Genomic DNA, 20,243 nt, shown 5'->3' on the forward strand with positions numbered 1-20,243 from the left:
GCCCGCCCCCCCCCGGGGTGGTGGGGCCGGCGCCGGGCGCGGGCGGGGCCCCCCCCGCCCCCCCGGGGGGGCCCCCCCGGGGGGGGGCCCCCCCCCCCCCCCCCCCCCCACGGCTCCAGCGGTAGTTCAGTTGCAGTTCAGCAATACCAGTCGTACCTCAGCCCCGCGCAAGCGGAAATTGCGTTGAGGGCTGTCAGTGGCCCGTGCAAGTGTGACTCTTCGGCACATCCTGCCAAGGGGAGAGACGGGGGCACTGCCCATGCCCACTGTTTTGACGCTGCGCGTCGGCGCCAAAGTGCGCGCCGCACGCGATCTGAGTGGACAGCAGAGATCCCCGTATACCCGGGAGGTCAGAAAGGCCTCTGAGATACACGGGGATCCTGGTTCCCCCTGAGCACCCGCCGAACTACACCGGCGCCACCCGCGCCTCCGCGGCGGCCTTCGCCACCGGACTCCGCCGCCCGCGCTTGTCGATCCACCGTGCCAGCCCGGACAGCACCACACACATGCCGATGTAGATCGGCCCGATCACCAGCACCACGGGGATGAACGGCAGCCCGTAGTCCAGGTTCGTGGCGATGAGCTTGCCCGCGTGGAGGAACTCCTCGTACGTGATCAGGTAACCCAGCGAGGTGTCCTTCAGCGCGACGACCAGTTGGCTGATGATGGCCGGGAGCATCGCGCGCGCGGCCTGCGGGATCAGGATGTTCACCATCACCTGTGTCTTGCGCATGCCGAGCGCGTACGACGCCTCACTCTGCCCTTTGGGCACCGCGTTGACGCCGGCCCGGAACACCTCCGCGAGGACGGAGCCGTTGTAGAGCGTGAGTCCGGTGACCAGCGCCCACAGCGGCGCGACCTGGAGCGCGATGAAGATGAAGAAGATCATCACCAGCAGCGGCATCGCCCGGAAGAACTCCACGACGAGCGTGGAGATCCAGCGCACCGGCTTGTGGTCGCTCAGCCGGCCCGCGGCGAACAGCGCGCCGAAAACCAGGGAGAACACGGCCGCGAAGAAGAACGCCTTCAGCGTGTTCAGCAGGCCGTCGACCAGGAGGTCCTGGACACCCTTGTAGATGAACGGGCGCCACTTCTCCACAGTGAACTGGCCGCTGTCGACCAGCTTGTAGACCACCCACGCCAGGAGCAGCGCCACCAGGACCCCGGCGGCGACGCCATAGGCCCTGTGCCTGGCGCGGGCCTTCGGGCCCGGGATGTCGTACAGCGCGTTGGACGGCACGGCCGACTTCTTCGCGGCCTTCGGTGCCTTGTCCGTCAGCATCGGGGTACTCATCCGACGACTCCGAACCGGCGCTCCAGCACGTTGAACACCGCGCTGATCGCCAGAGTGATGATGAGGTAGCCGACAGCGATCCAGACGAACGTCCAGATGATGCTGTAGCCGTTTTCGTTGAGGGTCTTGTAGGTGGAGAGGAGCTCGAGCACGCTGAACGACCCGGCGATGGCCGAGTTCTTCGCCAGCGCGATGAGCGTCGAACCCAGCGGCGGGATGACCGTACGGAACGCCTGCGGCAGGACGATGCCCGTCAGGGTCTGGCCGAAGGTCATGCCGAGGGACCGGGCGGCTTCGCCCTGGCCCACCGGCACCGTGTTGATGCCGGACCGGACGACCTCGCAGATGAACGCCGAGGTGTAGCAGCCCAGTGCCACCACCGCGAAGACGGTGAACGGCAGCATGATGTCGAACCGGGGCAAGCCGAGCACCACCGCGAAGAACAGCAGCGTCAGTGGGGTGTTGCGCAGCACCGTGACCCAGGCCGCGCCGAATGTGCGCAGCACGCCGACGGGTGAGACCCGGAACCCGGCCATGACAAAGCCGAGGACCAGGGCGAGTACGGATGCCAGGACGGTGATTTTGACGGTGCCCCAGAACCCGTCCCAGTACAGGTCGAGGTTGTCGAACAGGACGTTCATACCGCCCCTTTCAGTACCGGTCGATGGGTGGGGGCTGCGGCGCGGGCATGCCGGACAGGCCGAGGGTGGCGTCGTACGCCTTCTTCCAGTCGCCGTTGTCCTCGTGCGCCTTGACGGCGTCGTTGACGGCACTGCGGAGGCTGTTGTCGTTCTTGGGGACGCCGATGCCGTACGGCTCCTTGGAGAAGGGCTTGCCGACGACCTTGATCTCGTCGGGGACCTTGGCTGCGTAGCCGAGGAGGATCGTGTCGTCGGTGGTGACCGCGTCGACCTGGCCGGTGATGAGGTTGTCGACGCAGACTGCGTAGCTGTCGTAGGCGACCGGGATGGCCTTCTTGTAGTCCTTCTGGATCCGCTGGAGCGTGGAGGATCCGGCCGCCGAGCAGACTTTCTTGCCCGCGAGGTCGCCGGGGCCGTTGATCTTCTTCTCGTCCGCGCGCACCAGGAGGCTCTGTCCGGCCATGTAGTACGGGCCGGCGAAGCCGATGAGCTTCTTGCGGTTGTCGTTGATCGTGTAGGTGCCGACGTAGTAGTCGACCTGGCCGTTGGCGAGTGCGGTCTCGCGGTTGGCGGAGGCGATCGACTTGAAGTCGATGCGGTCGGCGGGGAATCCGAGGTAGGCGCCGACCATTTTGGCGATCTCGACGTCGAAGCCCGAGTAGCGCCCGGAGGAGGGGTCGCGCTGGGCGAGGAACGGCTGGTCCTCCTTGGTCCCGACGACGAGGTGTCCGCGGTCGTGTGCGGACTTCCAGGTGCCGGAGTCGGGGAAGTCCGCGTCCTCGCGCACCTGGTAGGTGGGGAGGGCGCCGGGTTTCGGGCCTTTGGGCGGGGGTGTGCCGGGGCGTCCGCAGGCCGGTACCGCGATGAGCAGCACGAGCGCGGCGGTCGCTACGTATTTTTTTCGCACTGGCCTCACCCCGTCAGTGCTTCAGGATCTTGGACAGGAAGTCCCGGGCGCGTTCGCTTTTGGGCGCCTGGAAGAACTCCTCCGGCGGGGCCTCTTCGATGATCTTCCCGTCGGCCATGAAGACCACCCGGTTGCCGGCGGAGCGGGCGAAGCCCATCTCGTGGGTGACCACGACCATGGTCATGCCTTCGCGGGCGAGGTCCTGCATGACGGTCAGGACCTCGTTGATCATCTCCGGGTCGAGCGCCGAGGTGGGCTCGTCGAAGAGCATCGCCTTGGGGTTCATCGCGAGCGCGCGGGCGATGGCCACGCGTTGCTGCTGCCCGCCGGACAACTGTGCGGGGAACTTGCCCGCGTGCGCGGCCATGTCGACCCGCTCCAGGAGTTCCCGGGTGATCGTCTCCGCCTCCGCCGCGCTGCGCTTGCGCACTTTGATCTGCGCGAGTGTCACGTTCTGCTGCACGGTCTTGTGTGCGAAGAGGTTGAACGACTGGAAGACCATGCCGACGTCGGCGCGCAGCCGGGCCAGTTCCTTGCCCTCTTCGGGCAGTGGTGTGCCGTCGATGCTGATCTCGCCGGACTGGATGGGCTCCAGACGGTTGATGGCCCGGCACAGCGTGGACTTGCCCGAGCCGGAGGGCCCGATCACGACGACGACCTCACCGCGTGCCACGGTGAGGTCGATGTCCTGGAGGACGTGCAGGTCCCCGAAGTATTTGTTGACCCCGCGCATTTCAATGAGCGGGTCGGCGGTGGCCTGGGGTGGTGCCATGGGCGTTGCTCACTCTCGACGCCGACAGGGTGCGGGCGGCGGGGGGGTGAAATCTCCCGCCGACCTTCTGGTCGCACTTTATGCGGCTATTGAGGCGTTTTCCCGATAACGCATCCGTACGGGTGACGGTGAATCACCCCTATGCCGGACAGCGGTCGGCTCAGAGCCGCAACTGGAGTGCGGCGAACAGCCGCTGCTCCGGATCGTCCAGGTCCAGACCGCCCACCTCGACGGCCCGGCGCAGCCGGTAGCGCAGGGTGTTGGGGTGCACGTTCAGCGTCCCCGCCGCGCGTTTCACGTCGCCGAAGGCGTCCAGGTAGGCGCGCAGCGACAGGGCCAACTGCGGTTCCTGGTCGAGCAGTGCGGTGATCCCCGGGTCGCGCAGTTTGGGCGCGTCGGCCAGGAGACGCAGGGTGCGCTGGACGAGGACGGCGGCCCTTACGTCGTCCAGGGTGGCGATGTCCGTCCGCGCGTCCATGGAGTCCATCACCCAGTCGGCCTCCTGCCGGGAGGTGGCCGCGTCGCCCAGGCGCGGGACGACCGAGCCGACGGCCGCCTGTACGCGGGCGCCGACGTGGCCTCTGGCCGCGCTGACGACCTCTTTCACCAGGCCGCGGACCAAGGGTTCCCAGGCCGGGGGTCCGGGGGCCTGCGGCGTCCGCCGCTGTGGGTTCAGCCCCCGGGTGAACGCGGTGGGGGGCAGATCGGGGAGGAGCGCGTACGTGCGTGCCCCCAGTGAGGTGACAAGAGCGCTGCGGCGATAGGCCGCCGCGTGTACGGAGAGGAGCCCGGTCAGCTCCGCCCGCCGCAGTTCGAGTCCGGCGCGGTCGGCGCCGTCCTGGTGGACGGCGAAGGCGACGACGACCGCGGGTTTCGCGGCGTCGGCCCCGATCTGTACGGCGACGGGGGCGGCTTCCATCCGGCCTTCGAGGAGCCCGGCCAGGAGGTTCTCGCGCAGGCGCAGCGCGGCGCTGCCCTCCCCCCGCTGGCGGATGAGTTGCAGTGCCGCGACGCGGGCCGCGCCCAGGAGTGCGTTGTCGGCGCGTTCCGCGAGTGGCCGGCCGGCCTCCTGGACCCAGATCGCGCCGAGGGTGCGGTCGCCCGCGTGGATGCCGACGGCCAGGCGCCGCCGGATGCCGAGGTCCGCGCGCGCGTCGATCCGTACGACTTCCTCTGAATCGCGCAGGCGCTGGTAGACGCCCCATTCACGCAGGAGTGCCAGGTAGGGCTCGGGTCCCTGGCGGCCCAGGATGGAGAGCCGGCGCAGTTCGTCGACCTCGTCCTCCGCCGAGGAGCGGGAGTAGGCCAGGACGCGGTTGGCGGTGTCCTCGATGGAGACGATGCCGCCGGTGAGCGCGGCGACCGTCTGGGCGAGGGCGAACAGGTCGCCCTCCTCGCCGGGGTCGCCGGTCACCCGGTTGTTCCCGACGACGGAGCGGATGAGTGCTTCGAGGTGCTGCCAGCGGACGCCGGTGCGGACGGTCAGCAGTGCCGTGCCGACGTCTTCGGCCGCCTGGCGTAGTGATTCACCGCGTTCCGCGCCTTTGACGGCGACCGCCACCGCGCCCTTTCGGCCGGCGGCGCGGACGATGGGGGCGGCGGCGCGGCCCCGGGCGCCGATCACCAGGACGAAGTCACCGGGGCCGACCTCGACGTCGTCGTCAGGGTCGAGGATCACGACGTCCCGGACTTCGACGTCGAGCCCGGCGGGCACGACGAGGGGTTCCACCAGGGGATCCCCGAGGGCGATCAGCACGTCGCGGAGCCGGGCTCCGGAGACCTCTTCCACGGACACCTCAAAGGATTTTGTACAGATGGACAAGCGGATAAGGGAAATCCTAGCCAATCGCACAAAAACCTCAGCAGTAGCCGCACATAACGTTGCGTCCCGTTGCACTTGTTTTCCCAATCTAGGAGCCCGCCCGTGGATGCCGTGACGAACGTTCCCGCCCCGGTCAACGAGCCGATCCACGGGTATGCCCCGGGCAGCCCCGAGCGGGCCCGCCTGGAAGCCGAGCTGACCGAGCTGGCCGCGCATCCGATCGACCTCACCTGCACGATCAACGGTGAGCAGCGGATGGGTGGCGGTTCCGCCTTCGCGGTCGTGCAGCCGCACAACCGCGCCGCTGTGCTCGGCACCCTGAACAACGCGACAAAGCAGGACGCGCAGGACGCGATCGACGCCGCCCTCGCCGCGGCGCCGGCCTGGCGCGCGATGCCGTTCGACGACCGTGCCGCGATCTTCCTGAAGGCCGCCGACCTGGTGTCGGGCCCGTGGCGTGAGGCGCTCGCCGCCGCGACGATGCTCGGCCAGTCCAAGACGGCACAGCAGGCCGAGATCGACACCCCGTGCGAGCTGGTCGACTTCTGGCGCTTCAACGTGCACTTCGCGCGCCAGATCCTGACGCAGCAGCCGATCTCCTCGCCGGGTGTGTGGAACCGTACGGACCACCGCCCGCTTGAGGGCTTCGTGTACGCGATCACGCCGTTCAACTTCACGGCCATCGCGGGCAACCTGCCGACCGCGCCCGCGCTCATGGGCAATGTGGTCGTGTGGAAGCCGTCGCCGACGCAGCAGTTCTCCGCGCACCTGCTGATGCGCGTCCTCGAAGAGGCGGGACTGCCCGCCGGCGTCATCAACATGGTGACCGGCGACGGCCTTGAGGTGTCCGAAGTCGCGCTGCCGCACCGCGACTTGGCGGGAATCCACTTCACCGGTTCGACCGCGACCTTCCAGCACCTGTGGAAGACGGTCGGCATGAACATCGCAGGCTACCGTTCGTACCCGCGCCTTGTCGGCGAGACCGGCGGCAAGGACTTCCTGGTCGCACACCCGTCCGCCGACCCGGCGGTGCTGAAGACCGCGATGGTCCGCGGGGCGTTCGAGTTCCAGGGCCAGAAGTGCTCGGCGCTGTCGCGTGCTTACGTGCCGCGCTCCATCTGGGAGTCGAAGTTCCACGACGAGCTCATCGCCGAGGTCGAGTCGCTGACGATGGGCGATGTCACGGACCTGTCGAACTTCATGGGCGCGGTCATCGACGAGCGCGCGTTCGCGAAGAACAAGGCCGCGCTGGACAGTGCAGCGGCTGACGGCGCGGTCGAGGTCGCGGCCGGCGGCACGTACGACGACTCGAAGGGCTTCTTCATCCGCCCGACGCTCCTGGTGTGCGGCGACCCGGGTCACGAGATCTTCCGTACGGAGTACTTCGGCCCGATCCTGGCCGTGCATGTGTACGAGGACGACGCGTACGACGCGATGCTCACGCAGATGGAGTCGGTGTCCGACTACGCGTTGACCGGCGCGGTCATCGCGCAGGACCGCGCGGCGGCGGCGCACACGATGGACGTGCTGCGGTTCGCGGCGGGCAACTTCTACATCAACGACAAGCCCACGGGCGCGGTCGTCGGGCAGCAGCCGTTCGGCGGGGCCCGCTCGTCGGGCACGAACGACAAGGCGGGCGCGCCGCAGAACCTGATGCGCTGGACGTCGCAGCGGTCCGTCAAGGAGACGTTCGTCCCGGCGACGGATTACCGCTACCCGCACATGGGCGCTTGAGTCCGACTGCTCGGCTTCGCCTCGCCTGCCGGACTCCGTCCGGTGATTCCGGGTAGAAGTGCTGCACCTCACCAGACCCGGTCGGGGCGGACAACCACCCCTGTCCGCCCCGGCCGTTCCACCTCTCAGCCTGTGTCCATGGAGAACCCCATGCTCCGTTCCGCCCTCCTCGCCGCGTCCCGGTCGGCAGGTATCCGCACGATCGTCGAGCGGTCTCCGCTGACCCGCCCGGTCGTGCACCGCTTCATCCCCGGAGACAACGTCGCCGAGGCCGTACGGGCGACCCGTACGCTCGCCGACCAGGGCTTGAAGGTCACCCTCGACCACCTCGGCGAGGACACCCGCGACGCCGCCCAGGCCCAGGGCACCGTCGACGCCTACGTCACGCTGCTGACCGAGCTGGACCGCGCGGGGCTCGGCGCGCAGGCCGAGGTCTCGGTCAAGCTGTCGGCCGTGGGGCAGTTCCTGCCGAAGGACGGCGAGCGGATCGCCCTCGACAACGCCCGCCTGATCTGCGAGAAGGCGGGCGAGGTCGGCACCACGGTGACCCTCGACATGGAGGACCACACCACCACCGACTCGACGCTGTCGATCGCGCGTGACCTGCGCGCGGACTTCCCGTGGCTGGGTGTCGTGCTCCAGGCCTACCTGCACCGCACCGAGGCCGACTGCCTGGAGTTCTCCGGGCCCGGGTCGCGCGTCCGGCTGTGCAAGGGCGCCTACAAGGAGCCCGCGTCGGTGGCGTTCCAGGGCAAGGCCGACGTCGACAAGGCGTACGTCCGGGCGCTGAAGGTCCTCATGCAGGGCGACGGCTACCCGATGGTCGCGTCGCACGACCCGCGGCTGATCGACATCGCGGACTCCCTCGCCGCCGAGGCGGGCCGCAAGCCGGACAGTTTCGAATACCAGATGCTGTTCGGGATCCGCCCCGACGAGCAGCAGCGCATCGCCGACCGCGGCGACACCATGCGGGTGTACCTCCCGTACGGCGACCAGTGGTACGGCTACTTCATGCGCCGCCTGGCCGAGCGTCCGGCGAACGTGGCGTTCTTCGTCCGGTCGATGCTGACTAAGAGCTGATCAACCTCTGCTGCCGGAGAACTTCCCGCCGGTCGGGCCGCGCATGTCGTCGCCCTTGGCCTTGTTCAGCGCACCGGCCAGCGCCTCCGGCGTCATCGACTGGAGGATGACCTTGCCGTCACCCTCCAGCGTGGCGAGCTTCAGGCCCGCACCGCCGCTGCGCCCCGCGCTGAGGCCGGAGAAGGCGATGCCGAAGTCGACGGTGGACTCGGCCGCGACGAAGGCGTCCTTCTGGGCGAACCAGGCACGGGTGCCGTCGAGCGTCAGGGCGCGCATTTCCCCGGGCACCACTCCCGCGAAGCCGAGCACGCCCTCGCCGCTGGAACACGTGTAGTACTGGAACGCGATCGACTCGCCCGCGAGCACCCGCTGCCCGGCCTGCATCGCGTTACCGACGATTTCGTACTGCCGGGCCATGGTGTTTCCCCCTCGTGAAGTCCGGGCGGACGGACGCTAACCGACGTGTGCGCCTACTCCGCGTAGCACCGCTCCTCGATCACGGGGAACGACACTTCGCCCGCGCGGAACTCCGTGCCGCGGACCTCGTGGAGACCGAACCACTTCGCGGAAGAAGTCGAGTGCGCGGTGCTGGTCCTGCACCCACAGGACGACGTGGTCAAGACGGGCACCCATATGTGCCTCCGGGGTTCGGGGTTCGGGTGGACGTTCCGGATGAACATTTCGCACGGATGGACCGGCAGCACTCCGCACACATCACACAATAGCCATCCCAACCATTCGATAGTTGTGCGGGAATCCCTTACTGTTCAAGGCTTTTGACGGCGGAACAACCCGCTCCGGAGGCAGCCGTCGCTAGGCTGGGCGGCTACACGATCATCGGATCTCGGTGCAGGGCGGGCTTGATGAGTGACACGCAGAATCAGACGTCGGAGAACAACGACCCGGCGCCCGGCACGATAGACACGAGCGTTCCGCACTCCGCGCGGATGTACGACTACTGGTTGGGCGGCCGGACCAACTTCGCCCCCGACCGGGCGTTGGGTGAGGGCATCATGCAGGCCATCCCCACCATCAAGGTGATGGCCCGCGCCAACCGCGCGTTCCTCGGCCGGGCGGTGCGGGACCTCGTGTCGGAGAAGGGCATCCGGCAGTTCCTCGACATCGGGACGGGCATCCCCACCGAGGGCAACGTGCACGAGGTCGCGCACGCGATCGCACCCGACGTGAAGGTCGTGTACGTCGACAACGACCCGATCGTGCTCGCGCACGCCCGTGCGCTGATGGCCGGGCCCGGCAAGGGTGAGACCGCGTACGTCCACGCCGACCTGCGACAGCCGGATCAGATCCTGTCCGACCCGGCGGTGGTCCGGACACTGGACTTCGACCAGCCGGTCGCACTGATGCTGGTCGCGATCCTCATGCTGGTGAAAGACGAGGAGGACCCCTGGAGCATGGTCAAGTCGCTCCTGGACGCCCTGCCGTCCGGCAGCTACGTGACGCTGACGCACACCACGGGCGACTTCAACAAGGCCGGCATGGACGGTGCGCTCGCTGCGGCCGCCGGTGCCGGAATGACCCTGACCGCCCGCGACAGGGCCGACTTCACCCGTTTCTTCGCGGACTGGGAGGTCGTCGAGCCCGGCGTCGTGCCGGTGATGGCGTGGAAGCCGGACAGCGAGCCGGCCGACCCGTTCGGGGCGTACTACTACGCGGGCATGGCCCGGAAGCCGTAGCTCCAGGGGTAGTTCCGCTGTCGCGCGGGTGTTCGTGCTCCGAACTCCTGCGCGACGGCCGCCGCCGCGGACCCGGGCTCAGAAAGCCTGCGCCATGGCCACCCCCGCGAACACCGCGCCGAGGCCCGCCACCACCGAGGCGGCCGCGTTGGCCACGGCCAGGAGACGTTCACCCGTCTCGGCGAGCCGCAGCGTCTCGTACGAGAAGGTCGAATACGTCGTCAGCGCGCCACACAGTCCGGTGCCGAGGAGCAGTTGCCAGCGGCTCCCCACGGCGAGCCCGGCGAGCAGGCCGAGGACCAGGCAGCCCAGCACATTGACGGTGAACGTGCCCCAGGGAAAAGCCGATTCGTGCTTCGACTGGACCGTACGGTCCGTCAGATAGCGCAGTGGGGCACCGGCCATCGCGCCGAGGACCACACACAGCCAGTTCACGTGGACACCCCCACCCGACGGGGCAGCAGGTGGGCCAGCAGGCGGCGGCTCAGCGTCGCCGCGGCCCAGACCGCGAGCAGCGCGGCCACGAGGGTGCCTACGAGGTAGAGCAGGCCGGCCGCCGCGTGACCTTCCTCCACCAGCCGCCGGATGTCGACCGCGTACGTCGAGAATGTGGTGAACCCGCCGAGCACACCCGTGCCGAGGAACGGCCGTACCAGCCGGTGGGGGTTGCGCGTTTCTGCGAGCACCGACATCAGGACCCCGATCAGCGCACAGCCGGCCACGTTGACCAGCAGCGTCGTCCAGGGGAAGGCGTCGGTCGCGGTAGGCCACAGGAGCGCGGCCCCGTAGCGGGCGCTCGCGCCGACGCCGCCCCCCAGGGAGACCGCTCCGACGCCGGACCACTGGCCGCGGGCCGCGTCACGGCGCCGCGCGTGGACGTGCGGGTCGATATCGGGGTCGACCGGTTCACCGGCCGCCGGTTGGGTCAACGTGTGTCTCCTGCCGTGCGGAACCTGACTCCAGGCTCCGCACGGAGGGTAACAACCGGGGTCAGTACGCTCCGGGCGCCGGTCCGGTGCCGGGGCCCATCGGACCCGACTGGCCCATCGGACCCGACTGATCCATCGGCCCTGACTGGCCGGGCTGGCCGGGTCGTAGGAGGGTGCCTTCACGGGACCTCTACCTCGCGCGCACGGGAGGCGACCCGCCGGGAGGTTTCCGTACCGCGGCACGCCGGGGCCTTGAGCCCGCAATGGTTCTGAGCTCACAACGGACCCGGGGCCGGAAACCACCGCAGATCGTCACATGGGTGAACTACGGGGCAGCGTACGGCTTCGCGCGCACCGCGGTCACGGCCCGGCGGCCGACTGCGGCCGGGCCGTAACGTGACCGCCCATCGTTTCGTTTCCCATACGGGTGAATTCCCGGACTCCCCCACCCATGCATACGAACGAATGTTCTAGTCTGCTCACCATGGCTGATCCGGTTCCCACCCCCACCGTCTCCCTCAGCGCCGACGACGCCCGGCGGATCGCGTTGCGCGCCCAGGGCCTCCTCGGCGCGCCCGACCGGCGCTCGGGCGTGCCCGGAGCGCTCCAGCGCCTCGGCGCCGTCCAACTGGACACCATCTCCACCCTGGCCCGGTCACACGAGCTGGTCCCGTACGCCCGTCTCGGCGCCGTCGGCCGAACCACCGTCGAGGACGCCTACTGGGGTCGGGCGGGCACCTTCGAGTACTGGTCGCACGCCGCGTGCATCCTGCCAGTCGAGGAGTGGCCGCTGTTCGCCTTCCGCCGACGCCGCTACCGCGAGCGAGGGCACCTGTGGGGCCGGGAGATCACCGAGGGCACGTACGGCAAGGTGCTGCGGCAGCTCACCGACGAGGGCCCGCTGACGGCCACTCAATTGGGCGGTTCCAAGAACAAGGGTGAATGGTGGGACTGGTCCGACACCAAGAAGGCCGTCGAGCAGGCGCTCGCCTCCGGTGACGTGGTGTGCGTGCGGCGCCGCAGCTGGAAACGCGTCTACGACTTGGCCGAACGGGCGATCCCCGCGCCGCTGTTCGCGACCGACCTGGACGACACAGAGTGCGTACGGCGACTCGTCGGCTACGCGGGCCGGCAGCTCGGGGTGGCCACCAGGGCCGACCTCATGGACCAGTACCGCCTGACGCGGCAGCAGGTCGACGCCGTCGTGGCCGACTCCGGTCTGGTGCCGGTCGAGGTGGCGGGCTGGGGCGCCGCCGGTTCCACGGGCACAGCTGGTCCGGCGGGCACAGCTGGTTCCACCGGCGCGGCCTGGGCCGACCCCGCCGCACTGGCGGTCCCGGCGAAGGGACGCCACCGCACAACGCTGCTCTCGCCGTTCGACTCCCTCGTGTGGGACCGGCCGCGTACGGCGCGACTGTTCGGCTTCACCCACCGCCTTGAGGCGTACGTCCCCAAGCACAAGCGCGAGCACGGCTACTTCGTGATGCCACTGCTGGCCGGCGGCCGACTGATCGGCCGGGTCGATCCCGCACGCGAGGGACAGACCCTGATCGCCCGTCAGCTGTCCTTCGAGTCGGGCCCGCGGGTGCCGGAGAAGCACCTGCTCGCGATGGCTGACGCGCTGCGCGAGGCGGCGGAGTGGGTCGGCTGCACAGCGGTGCGGCTGGAGCGGGTGCACCCGGAGGGCGCGCGGGGGGCTCTGCAGGCGCTGCTCGCCTGAAGAAGCAGGCAGGGCGTCATGATCAGCGTGGCGAAACAGTGCGCCGTCACCCGCAGCAGATGGTGCGGGACGTGCGCGCGACGCTGGAGTCGCGGCGGCGGAGGTCTTGATTGTTACTCGCGGGGGGGTTCGGGAGTCACCACAACCTGAACACAACGATCAAGTTGTCCGCCGAAACGGTCCGCACTGCCCCTTCCGCTGGATGTGATCCCTGACTAGGGTCTGGCGCGGACATCCGGCCGAACGGGGAGCGGCACATGGCAGTCGATCTCATGGAACTACTCAGTGACCTGCGAACCGAGTCGGTCGAGCTGGAGGCTGTGCTCGCCTCGCTCGGGCCCGGGGACTGGGATCTCCCGACCCCCGCGGCCGGCTGGGCGATCCGCGACCAGGTGAGCCACCTCGCCTACTTCGACGAGTCGGCGGTGCTCGCGGTGGCGGATGTGACCCGCTTTCAGCTGCGACGGAATGAAGAGTCGGCGCGGGGTGCCGGTCGGGGGTGCGGGGGTCGTCCCCCGGGTGGCCACAGCATTGACGCTGTGAGCAAGCAGCATCAGGCGACGGCGCCCAAGCGGCTGCTCTCCTGGTTCCGCTACACCCGCGGCGAGTTGATCCTGGCCTACGGGCCGCTGGATCCCGCGCAACGTGTCCCCTGGTACGGGCAGGACATGAGCGCGGCCTCGGCGGTCACCGCGCGGCTGCGGGAGACCTGGGCGCACGGGCAGGACATCTACGACGCACTGGGCCTCACCCCTGAACCCGGCGCGCGGCTGCGGCACACAGTGCACCTGGACGTCAGAACACTTGACGGGACGTCATGCACCGGTGACGACGTGCGATAGGCGGTACACCGGCTCGCGAAGTTGACTCCGAGTTGACTTCAACTTGACTCCAATCAGGTCTCGGCAACGGACAAGGGATCCCCGGCCAGTAGATTCTGCGTATTCGATCACCTGCACGCGTCCCGCTCCGGAGTGGCGCGTGTTTTCCCATGGGGGACCACACCAGCATGACCATGCCGTTCCAGAACGAGACCCAGTTCATAATCCGGCAGAACTTCCGGCCGCTCGTCAACCAGTACGTTGTGCACCTGGTGAACCCCGACGGCAAGCACGGCCCGGTCATCGCCTTCGCGCAGCAGAAGCGCGGCAAGCTGAAGGAAGAGGTCGTCCTGTACACGGACGACACGAAGACCCAGGAACTGGGCCGATTCAAGGCCCGGCAGATGCTGGACATCAAGGCCCAGCACGACGTGACGGGCGTCGAGGGCAAGAACCTCGGCACGTTCTCCAAGGACTTCAAGAAGTCGCTGCTGCGCTCGACCTGGCACCTGGACCGCCCGGACGCGCCGCGCGCGACCGGCCAGGAGCGGAGCCTGTTCGGCGCGATCCTGCGCCGCGTGTGGGGCCTCATCCCGTACGTGGGCGCCTGGCTGCCCGCCCCGACGTACCACTTCGACTTCGTCAGCGAGACCGGCACCCCGGTGCTGCACGTCGAGCGTCAGATGAAGCTGCGTGACCAGTACCTGGTGACGATGCCGGACCCGACGATGGACCGGCGCCTGGCGATCTCCGTCGCGGTGGCGATGGACGCGATCCAGAACCGGTAGGCGCGCATGCGGACGGCCCCGGGGATGTGCGTCCCCGGGGCCGTCCGACTTTTGCTAGAAGCCCAGTTCGCGGGCGATCAGCATGCGCTGGACCTCGCTCGTCCCCTCGCCGATCTCCAGGATCTTGCTGTCGCGCCAGAAGCGGGCGACGGGGTACTCGTTCATGAACCCGTACCCGCCGTGGATCTGGGTGGCGTTGCGGGCGTTGTCCACCGCGACGGTGGAGGAGTACAGCTTCGCGATGGCGGCGTCCTTCTTGAACGGCTCGCCGTTGGACGCCTTCGCGGCGGCGTCACGCCACGCGAGGCGGGCCATGTGCGCTTTGAGTTCCATGTCGGCGAGCATGAACTGGACGGCCTGATTGGCACCGATCGGCCGGCCGAAGGCCTCGCGCTGCTTGGCGTACTTCACCGACTCGTCCACACAGCCCTGCGCGAGCCCGGTCGCCAGCGCGGCGATGGCGATGCGGCCCTCGTCGAGGATGTTGAGGAACTGCGCGTAGCCACGCCCCCGTTCGCCGAGCAGGTTGCCCGCGGGGACACGCACGTCGTCGAAGGAGAGCTCGTGGGTGTCCGAGCAGTTCCAGCCGACCTTCGAGTACGGCGGGGCGACGGTGAAGCCGGGGGTGCCGGACGGCACGATGATGGTGCTGATCTCCGGTTTACCCCCGCTTTCGCGGGGCGTGGCTCCACCGTCCTGCGGAGATCGAAGTCCCGTCACTGCGGTTACGGTGACGAACCCGGTGATGTCCGTACCGGAGTTCGTGATGAAGCACTTGCCGCCGTTGATGACCCACTCGTCGCCTTCGAGACGCGCCGTCGTACGGGTGCCTCCCGCGTCGGAGCCCGCACCCGGCTCGGTCAGGCCGAAGGCGCCGATCATCTCACCGGTCGTCAGTTTCGGCAGCCAGTAGGCCTTCTGCTCCGCAGTGCCGTACCGGTAGATCGGCGTGGCGCCGAGGGAGACCGCCGCTTCGAGGGTGATGGCCACGGACGAGTCGACACGGGCCAGTTCCTCCAGGACCAGGCCGAAGGCGAGGATGTCGCCGCCCATCCCGCCGTGCTCCTCGTCGAAGGGGAGGCCGAAGAGGCCCATCTTCCCCATTTCACGGACGATCGCGTACGGGAACTCGTGCTTCTCGTAGAGCTCCCCGATGGTCGGGGCCACGACCTCGCGGGCGAAGTCCGCGACGGTGTCGCGCAGTTGCTGGTGCTCGTCGGACAGGCGGTGGTCGACCATGGGTGTGGTCCTCAGGTGGTGTCGGTGGACCGGCCGTCGGGGTCGCCGCGGCGGGTACACGAGGGAGTGGTTCAGGGATTGCAGCGGGTTATGGGAGGAGGCCGTGGGCGTCGACGGCGGCGCCGGTGAGCGCGCGGACGGTGCGCGATGGACTGGGGCGGCCCAGTTGTTCGGCCATCCAGGCACTGGTGGCTGCCAGTCTTCCGAGGTCGACTCCGGTACGGATGCCCAGGCCGTGCAGCATCCAGACCAGGTCCTCGGTGGCCAGGTTGCCGGTGGCGCTCTTGGCGTACGGGCAGCCGCCGAGGCCGCCGGCGGAGGCGTCGACCGTGGTCACGCCGGCCAGCAGCGCGGCGTAGGTGTTGGCCAGCGCCTGGCCGTAGGTGTCGTGGAAGTGCACGCCGAGGGCGGAGACGGGGATGCCGTCTTCAGCGAACGCCGAGATGAGCGAGGTGACTTGACCCGGGGTGGCGACGCCGATCGTGTCGCCGAGGCTGAGTTCGTCGCAGCCGAGCCCCAGGAGTGTCCGGCCGACATGCACGACCTGGGCCGGATCGACGGGCCCTTCCCACGGGTCGCCGAAGCACATGGAGATGTAGCCACGCACCGGCCCTGTCCGCTGGGCCCGTTCGATGACCGGCGCGAACATCTCCATCTGGGTGTCGAGGGTCCGGTTGAGGTTGCGCTGCGCGAAGGTCTCGGTGGCGGACGCGAAGACGGCGAAGTCCGTCACGCCGAGGGCCAGGGCCCGGTCGAGGCCGCGTTCGTTGGGGACGAGGACGGGCATCGCGACGGCGTCCGAGTCCTTGACGAGCGGCCACAGTTCAGCCGCGTCGGCCAGCTGGGGGACCCACTCGGGGTGGACGAAGCCGGCGACCTCGACGGTGGTCAGGCCGGATGCGATGAGGCGCGTGATGAATTCGGCTTTGATGTCAGTCGGGACCGTTTTGGATTCGTTCTGGAGCCCGTCGCGTGGGCCGACTTCGTAGATCCGGACGGCGGCGGGGAGGCCGGAGTCAGGGTCGGGGACGACCATGGGGAGGGCGGTCATGACTCTTTCCCTTCGGTGATGACGGTCCCTTCGGTGATGACGGTCCCTTCGGAGTTGACGGCCCCTTCGGAGTTGACGGCCCCTTCGGTGATGACGGCGAGGACCGCGTCCAAGGCTACGGTCGCTCCGGCTGTCACGGAGACCTGTTCCACGATCCCGTCGAACGGTGCGGTGACGGCGTGTTCCATCTTCATCGCCTCGACCACGGCGACTGTCTGACCACGCGTCACACTGTCCCCAGCGGCCACCTTCACGACGGTGACCGTGCCGGGCATGGGTGCGATCAGTACGCCGTCCCCGCCGTGCGCGGTGCCCCCGGCGGCTGCTTCGAGCGGGTCGTACGTCCGCAGTCGCCAGGTTTCGGCGCCTTGCGAGATCCAGTGTTCGGCGCCGCTCCGGACGCTGTCGAACGTGGAGGTCAGGCCGTCGTACGTGACACGGCGGCCGTCAAGGGAAGAGCTGACGGGCGGCGCACCGTCGACGGAGACCTGGCCGTCGCGCACCCGGACGGTGACGAGTTCACCGGTGTTGAAGGCGTACGGGGTCCAGGCCTGGCCGCCGACCCGCCAGGCGGAGGGGACGGAGAACGGGTCGGTCCAGCCGCCGGTGGCGGGTGACAGGTCCTGATGCTCGATCAGGGCGGCCGCTACGACTGCTTCGACGGGGATCCCGGTGTCGGTCAGGTCGTCCACGACCCGCTCGACGAGACCGGTGTCGATCCGCCCGGCGACGACGTCCTCATTGCCGAGGAGGCGGTGCAGGAAGCCGGTGTTCGTGGTCACCCCGAGGACCTTGGTGTCCTCCAGCGCGGCGCGCAGACGGCGCAGCGCCGTGGCGCGGTCCGGGCCGTACGCGATGACCTTGGCCAGCATCGGGTCGTAGCTGCTGCCGACGACCGTTCCTTCGAGGAGCGACGAGTCGACCCGTACGCCCTCGCCTTCCGGTTCACGGAGTGTCAGGACGGTGCCGCCGGTGGGGAGGAAGCCGCGGTCGGGGTCTTCGGCGTAGACGCGGGCTTCGACGGCGTGGCCGGTCAGCCGTACGCCGTCCTGGCCGAACGGCAGTGGCTCGCCCGCGGCGACCGTCAGTTGCAGTTCGACGAGGTCGAGTCCGGTGACCAGCTCGGTGACGGGGTGTTCGACCTGGAGGCGGGTGTTCATCTCCATGAAGAAGTAGTCCGCCGGGTTGTCGCCGGGGACGATGAACTCGACCGTGCCCGCGCCGACGTAGCCGCAGGAGCGGGCTGCTTCGACGGCCGCCGCGCCCATGGCCGCCCGGGTCTTGTCGTCGAGGAGCACCGAGGGCGCCTCTTCGATGATCTTCTGGTGCCGGCGCTGGAGGCTGCATTCGCGTTCGCCGAGGTGGACGACGTTGCCGTGGGCGTCGGCCAGGATCTGGATCTCGATGTGCCGGGGTCGGTCGATCCAGCGCTCGAGGAGGAGTGTTTCGTCGCCGAAGGAGCCCTGGGCTTCCCGCCGGGCGGCAGCGATTTCTTCCAGGAGGACGTCGAAGGAGCGGACGAGGCGCATGCCCTTGCCACCGCCGCCGGCGGAGGGTTTGAGGAGTACGGGGAGGCCGACCTTGTGGGCGGCTTCAGCGAGTTGAGTGTCCGTCAGGCCGCTGCCCGAGCTGCCGGGGACGACGGGGACTCCGTACGCGCTGACCGTCTCCTTGGCCCGGATCTTGTCACCCATCAGGTCGATGGCCGCGGCGGGCGGGCCGATGAAGACCAGGCCCGCTTCGGTCACCCGGCGGGCGAACGCGGCGTTCTCGGCGAGGAACCCGTATCCGGGGTGCACGGCCTGCGCGCCGCTGCGCAGTGCGGCCCGTACGACGTCTTCGCCGTCGAGGTAGTCGGTGATCCGGACGGCGGTGCCGGCGTCACGGACGTGCCGGGCGTCGCGGTCGGCGTCGGTGTAGACGGCGACGGAGCGGACTCCCAGGCGGTGCAGTGTCCGTGTGGTCCGGACGGCGATCTCGCCGCGGTTGGCGATCAGAACAGAGGTGAACATGCTGGGTCTCACATCCGGAAGACGCCGAACGGCGCGCGTTCGGGCAGGGGAGCGCTGGCGCAGGCGGTCAGGGCGAGTCCGAGTACGGTGCGGGTGTCGGCGGGGTCGATGACTCCGTCGTCCCACAGTCGGGCGGTGGCGTAGTACGCGCTGCCCTGCTCTTCGTACTGTGCCCGGATCGGGGCGCGGAACGCCTCCTCGTCCTGCGCGGACCAGGCTTCTGCGGCGGCTTCGTACTGGTCCCGTTTGACGGTGGCGAGCACGGTCGCGGCCTGTTCGCCGCCCATGACGGAGATCTTCGAGGTGGGCCACATCCACAGGAAGCGCGGGGAGTAGGCCCGGCCGCACATGGAGTAGTTGCCCGCGCCGTGCGAGCCGCCGATGACGACGGTCAGTTTGGGTACCCGGGTCGTGGCGACCGCGGTGACCATCTTGGCGCCGTGTTTGGCGATGCCGCCGTTCTCGTACGCCTTGCCGACCATGAAGCCGGTGATGTTCTGGAGGAACAGCAGCGGGATGCCGCGCTGGTCGCAGAGTTCGATGAAGTGGGCGCCCTTCTGGGCGCTTTCGGAGAACAGGATGCCGTTGTTGGCGACGATGCCGACCGGGTGTCCGTGGATGTGTGCGAAGCCGGTGACGAGGGTCGTGCCGTACTCGGACTTGAACTCGCTGAAGTACGAGCCGTCGACGAGCCGGGCGATGACTTCGCGGACGTCGTAGGGAGTGCGGTTGTCGGCGGGGATGACTCCGTAGAGCTGACCCTCGTCGACTTCGGGTGCCTCTACGGGCCGTACGTCCCAAGGGAGTTCGGGCTTTTTGCCGAGGCCGGCGACGATCTCGCGGACTTTGCGGAGTGCGTCGCCGTCGGATTCGGCGAGGTGGTCGACGACGCCGGAGACCCGGGCGTGGACTTCGCCGCCGCCGAGCTCTTCGGCGGTGACGACCTCGCCGGTCGCGGCCTTCACGAGGGGCGGGCCGCCGAGGAAGATCGTGCCCTGGTTGCGGACGATCACGGATTCGTCGCTCATGGCCGGGACGTACGCGCCGCCGGCGGTGCAGGAGCCGAGGACCGCGGAGATCTGCGGGATGCCCGCGGCGGACATGCGGGCCTGGTTGTAGAAGATGCGCCCGAAGTGGTCGCGGTCGGGGAAGACCTCGTCCTGCATGGGCAGGAACGCGCCGCCGGAGTCCACGAGGTAGACGCACGGGAGGTTGTTCTCCAGCGCGATGTCCTGCGCGCGCAGGTGCTTCTTGACGGTCAGCGGGTAGTACGTGCCGCCTTTGACGGTGGCGTCGTTGGCGATGACCAGGCAGGTCCGGCCGCTGACGCGCCCGATGCCGGCGACGACTCCGGCGGCCGGGGCCCCCCCGCCGTACATGCCTTCGGCGGCGAGCGGGGCGATCTCCAGGAAGGGCGAACCGGGGTCGAGGAGGAGGTCCACGCGGTCGCGGGGCAGGAGCTTGCCGCGCGCCTCATGCCGGGCGCGGGACTTCTCACCGCCGCCCAGTGCCGCTCGGGCGAGGCGTTCCCTGAGCTCGCCGACCGCCGATTCCTGCGCGGCCGTGTTGATCCCGTACGCCTCGCTGTGCGGGTCGATCGACGTGCTGAGACGTCGCATCGCGCCCTCCTCACCCATGCGGCGCGGCCCGTTGTACGGACGGCGGGCCGACAGTTAGTCAGGATCGCCCACGGTGTGGTTTTTGGCCTCCTGTGGCACGATCCCGTTCCGGACCGGACA

General features: G+C 69.1%; 18 protein-coding genes and 1 pseudogene. 6 read left to right on the plus strand and 13 right to left on the minus strand.

What is annotated here, in order from left to right; all coding sequences use genetic code 11:
* Positions 1-406 precede the first annotated feature (406 nt).
* The 5 genes from AC0Z36_RS16860 to AC0Z36_RS16880 all read right to left on the minus strand — a co-directional run bounded on the left by AC0Z36_RS16860 (position 407) and on the right by AC0Z36_RS16880 (position 5,409).
* The gene (locus AC0Z36_RS16860; protein WP_485463783.1) at positions 407-1,282 is read right to left on the minus strand and encodes an amino acid ABC transporter permease; all 876 of its coding nucleotides are present in this window, start codon (positions 1,280-1,282) and stop codon (positions 407-409) included.
* 8 nt (positions 1,283-1,290) lie between these two features.
* Positions 1,291-1,935, minus strand: coding sequence for an amino acid ABC transporter permease (locus AC0Z36_RS16865; RefSeq protein ID WP_485463717.1), 645 nt, complete (start codon positions 1,933-1,935; stop codon positions 1,291-1,293).
* Positions 1,936-1,945: 10 nt separating this feature from the next.
* Positions 1,946-2,842, minus strand: a complete 897-nt coding sequence (locus tag AC0Z36_RS16870; RefSeq protein WP_485463718.1) for a glutamate ABC transporter substrate-binding protein — start codon at positions 2,840-2,842, stop codon at positions 1,946-1,948.
* Positions 2,843-2,855: 13 nt separating this feature from the next.
* A complete protein-coding gene (locus AC0Z36_RS16875) occupies positions 2,856-3,614 on the minus strand; it encodes an amino acid ABC transporter ATP-binding protein (protein ID WP_485463719.1) in 759 nt (252 codons plus the stop codon).
* Between the two features lie 160 nt (positions 3,615-3,774).
* A complete protein-coding gene (locus tag AC0Z36_RS16880; protein ID WP_485463720.1) occupies positions 3,775-5,409 on the minus strand; it encodes a helix-turn-helix domain-containing protein in 1,635 nt (544 codons plus the stop codon).
* Between the two features lie 129 nt (positions 5,410-5,538).
* On the opposite strand from AC0Z36_RS16880, the gene pruA reads away from it, so the two are divergent.
* Together pruA and AC0Z36_RS16890 are read left to right on the plus strand one after the other, a co-directional pair.
* Positions 5,539-7,170, plus strand: a complete 1,632-nt coding sequence (gene pruA / locus AC0Z36_RS16885; RefSeq protein WP_485463721.1) for an L-glutamate gamma-semialdehyde dehydrogenase — start codon at positions 5,539-5,541, stop codon at positions 7,168-7,170.
* Positions 7,171-7,320: 150 nt separating this feature from the next.
* Positions 7,321-8,250, plus strand: coding sequence for a proline dehydrogenase family protein (locus tag AC0Z36_RS16890; protein ID WP_485463722.1), 930 nt, complete (start codon positions 7,321-7,323; stop codon positions 8,248-8,250).
* Here the strand turns inward: AC0Z36_RS16890 and AC0Z36_RS16895 are convergent.
* Both AC0Z36_RS16895 and AC0Z36_RS16900 read right to left on the minus strand, forming a co-directional pair.
* Positions 8,251-8,679: pseudogene (locus tag AC0Z36_RS16895) on the minus strand (AIM24 family protein); the annotation flags it as partial. It abuts the gene before it with no gap.
* A gap of 41 nt (positions 8,680-8,720) precedes the next feature.
* The gene (locus AC0Z36_RS16900; protein ID WP_485463723.1) at positions 8,721-8,879 is read right to left on the minus strand and encodes a hypothetical protein; all 159 of its coding nucleotides are present in this window, start codon (positions 8,877-8,879) and stop codon (positions 8,721-8,723) included.
* 234 nt (positions 8,880-9,113) lie between these two features.
* Between AC0Z36_RS16900 and AC0Z36_RS16905 the strand changes: the two genes are divergently transcribed.
* The gene (locus AC0Z36_RS16905; RefSeq protein WP_485463724.1) at positions 9,114-9,944 is read left to right on the plus strand and encodes an SAM-dependent methyltransferase; all 831 of its coding nucleotides are present in this window, start codon (positions 9,114-9,116) and stop codon (positions 9,942-9,944) included.
* A gap of 78 nt (positions 9,945-10,022) precedes the next feature.
* Here AC0Z36_RS16905 and crcB (AC0Z36_RS16910) read toward each other — a convergent pair whose 3' ends face one another.
* Positions 10,023-10,379: a fluoride efflux transporter CrcB gene (crcB, locus tag AC0Z36_RS16910; RefSeq protein WP_485463725.1), complete on the minus strand. Its 357-nt coding sequence runs from the start codon at positions 10,377-10,379 to the stop codon at positions 10,023-10,025.
* Positions 10,376-10,873, minus strand: a complete 498-nt coding sequence (gene crcB, locus AC0Z36_RS16915) for a fluoride efflux transporter CrcB (protein WP_485463726.1) — start codon at positions 10,871-10,873, stop codon at positions 10,376-10,378. The genes crcB (AC0Z36_RS16910) and crcB (AC0Z36_RS16915) overlap by 4 nt, the downstream gene beginning before the upstream one ends.
* A 484-nt stretch (positions 10,874-11,357) precedes the next feature.
* Here crcB (AC0Z36_RS16915) and AC0Z36_RS16920 point away from each other — a divergent pair, with 484 nt between their 5' ends.
* From AC0Z36_RS16920 to AC0Z36_RS16930, 3 genes are all read left to right on the plus strand, one after another.
* The gene (locus AC0Z36_RS16920) at positions 11,358-12,593 is read left to right on the plus strand and encodes a winged helix-turn-helix domain-containing protein (protein WP_485463727.1); all 1,236 of its coding nucleotides are present in this window, start codon (positions 11,358-11,360) and stop codon (positions 12,591-12,593) included.
* Between the two features lie 257 nt (positions 12,594-12,850).
* Positions 12,851-13,435: a maleylpyruvate isomerase family mycothiol-dependent enzyme gene (locus AC0Z36_RS16925; RefSeq protein ID WP_485463728.1), complete on the plus strand. Its 585-nt coding sequence runs from the start codon at positions 12,851-12,853 to the stop codon at positions 13,433-13,435.
* Between the two features lie 167 nt (positions 13,436-13,602).
* Positions 13,603-14,202, plus strand: a complete 600-nt coding sequence (locus tag AC0Z36_RS16930) for an LURP-one-related family protein (RefSeq protein ID WP_485463729.1) — start codon at positions 13,603-13,605, stop codon at positions 14,200-14,202.
* Positions 14,203-14,256: 54 nt separating this feature from the next.
* Here AC0Z36_RS16930 and AC0Z36_RS16935 read toward each other — a convergent pair whose 3' ends face one another.
* The 4 genes from AC0Z36_RS16935 to AC0Z36_RS16950 form a co-directional block, all read right to left on the minus strand.
* Positions 14,257-15,441 carry an acyl-CoA dehydrogenase family protein gene (locus AC0Z36_RS16935; RefSeq protein ID WP_485463730.1) on the minus strand — a complete coding sequence of 395 codons (1,185 nt, stop codon included), beginning with the start codon at positions 15,439-15,441 and terminating at the stop codon, positions 14,257-14,259.
* Between the two features lie 88 nt (positions 15,442-15,529).
* A complete protein-coding gene (locus tag AC0Z36_RS16940) occupies positions 15,530-16,492 on the minus strand; it encodes a hydroxymethylglutaryl-CoA lyase (protein WP_485463731.1) in 963 nt (320 codons plus the stop codon).
* On the minus strand, positions 16,489-18,504 hold the full coding sequence (locus AC0Z36_RS16945; RefSeq protein WP_485463732.1) for an acetyl/propionyl/methylcrotonyl-CoA carboxylase subunit alpha: 2,016 nt from the start codon (positions 18,502-18,504) through the stop codon (positions 16,489-16,491). The genes AC0Z36_RS16940 and AC0Z36_RS16945 overlap by 4 nt, the downstream gene beginning before the upstream one ends.
* Before the next feature lie 8 nt (positions 18,505-18,512).
* Positions 18,513-20,123: a carboxyl transferase domain-containing protein gene (locus AC0Z36_RS16950; RefSeq protein ID WP_485463733.1), complete on the minus strand. Its 1,611-nt coding sequence runs from the start codon at positions 20,121-20,123 to the stop codon at positions 18,513-18,515.
* Between the last annotated feature and the right edge of the window lie 120 nt (positions 20,124-20,243).

It is taken from the genome of Kitasatospora sp. UYEF31 (assembly GCF_057291755.1).

Excerpts from the sequence above, each read along its gene's own strand:
- AC0Z36_RS16945 (WP_485463732.1), bottom strand. The coding sequence starts at position 18,504 with ATGTTCACCTCTGTTCTGATCGCCAACCGCGGCGAGATCGCCGTCCGG.
- AC0Z36_RS16875 (WP_485463719.1), bottom strand. The coding sequence starts at position 3,614 with ATGGCACCACCCCAGGCCACCGCCGACCCGCTCATTGAAATGCGCGGG.
- AC0Z36_RS16890 (WP_485463722.1), top strand. The coding sequence starts at position 7,321 with ATGCTCCGTTCCGCCCTCCTCGCCGCGTCCCGGTCGGCAGGTATCCGC.
- AC0Z36_RS16865 (WP_485463717.1), bottom strand. The coding sequence starts at position 1,935 with ATGAACGTCCTGTTCGACAACCTCGACCTGTACTGGGACGGGTTCTGG.
- AC0Z36_RS16935 (WP_485463730.1), bottom strand. The coding sequence starts at position 15,441 with ATGGTCGACCACCGCCTGTCCGACGAGCACCAGCAACTGCGCGACACC.
- AC0Z36_RS16920 (WP_485463727.1), top strand. The coding sequence starts at position 11,358 with ATGGCTGATCCGGTTCCCACCCCCACCGTCTCCCTCAGCGCCGACGAC.
- AC0Z36_RS16950 (WP_485463733.1), bottom strand. The coding sequence starts at position 20,123 with ATGCGACGTCTCAGCACGTCGATCGACCCGCACAGCGAGGCGTACGGG.
- AC0Z36_RS16940 (WP_485463731.1), bottom strand. The coding sequence starts at position 16,492 with ATGACCGCCCTCCCCATGGTCGTCCCCGACCCTGACTCCGGCCTCCCC.
- AC0Z36_RS16925 (WP_485463728.1), top strand. The coding sequence starts at position 12,851 with ATGGCAGTCGATCTCATGGAACTACTCAGTGACCTGCGAACCGAGTCG.
- AC0Z36_RS16905 (WP_485463724.1), top strand. The coding sequence starts at position 9,114 with ATGAGTGACACGCAGAATCAGACGTCGGAGAACAACGACCCGGCGCCC.
- AC0Z36_RS16930 (WP_485463729.1), top strand. The coding sequence starts at position 13,603 with ATGACCATGCCGTTCCAGAACGAGACCCAGTTCATAATCCGGCAGAAC.
- AC0Z36_RS16860 (WP_485463783.1), bottom strand. The coding sequence starts at position 1,282 with ATGCTGACGGACAAGGCACCGAAGGCCGCGAAGAAGTCGGCCGTGCCG.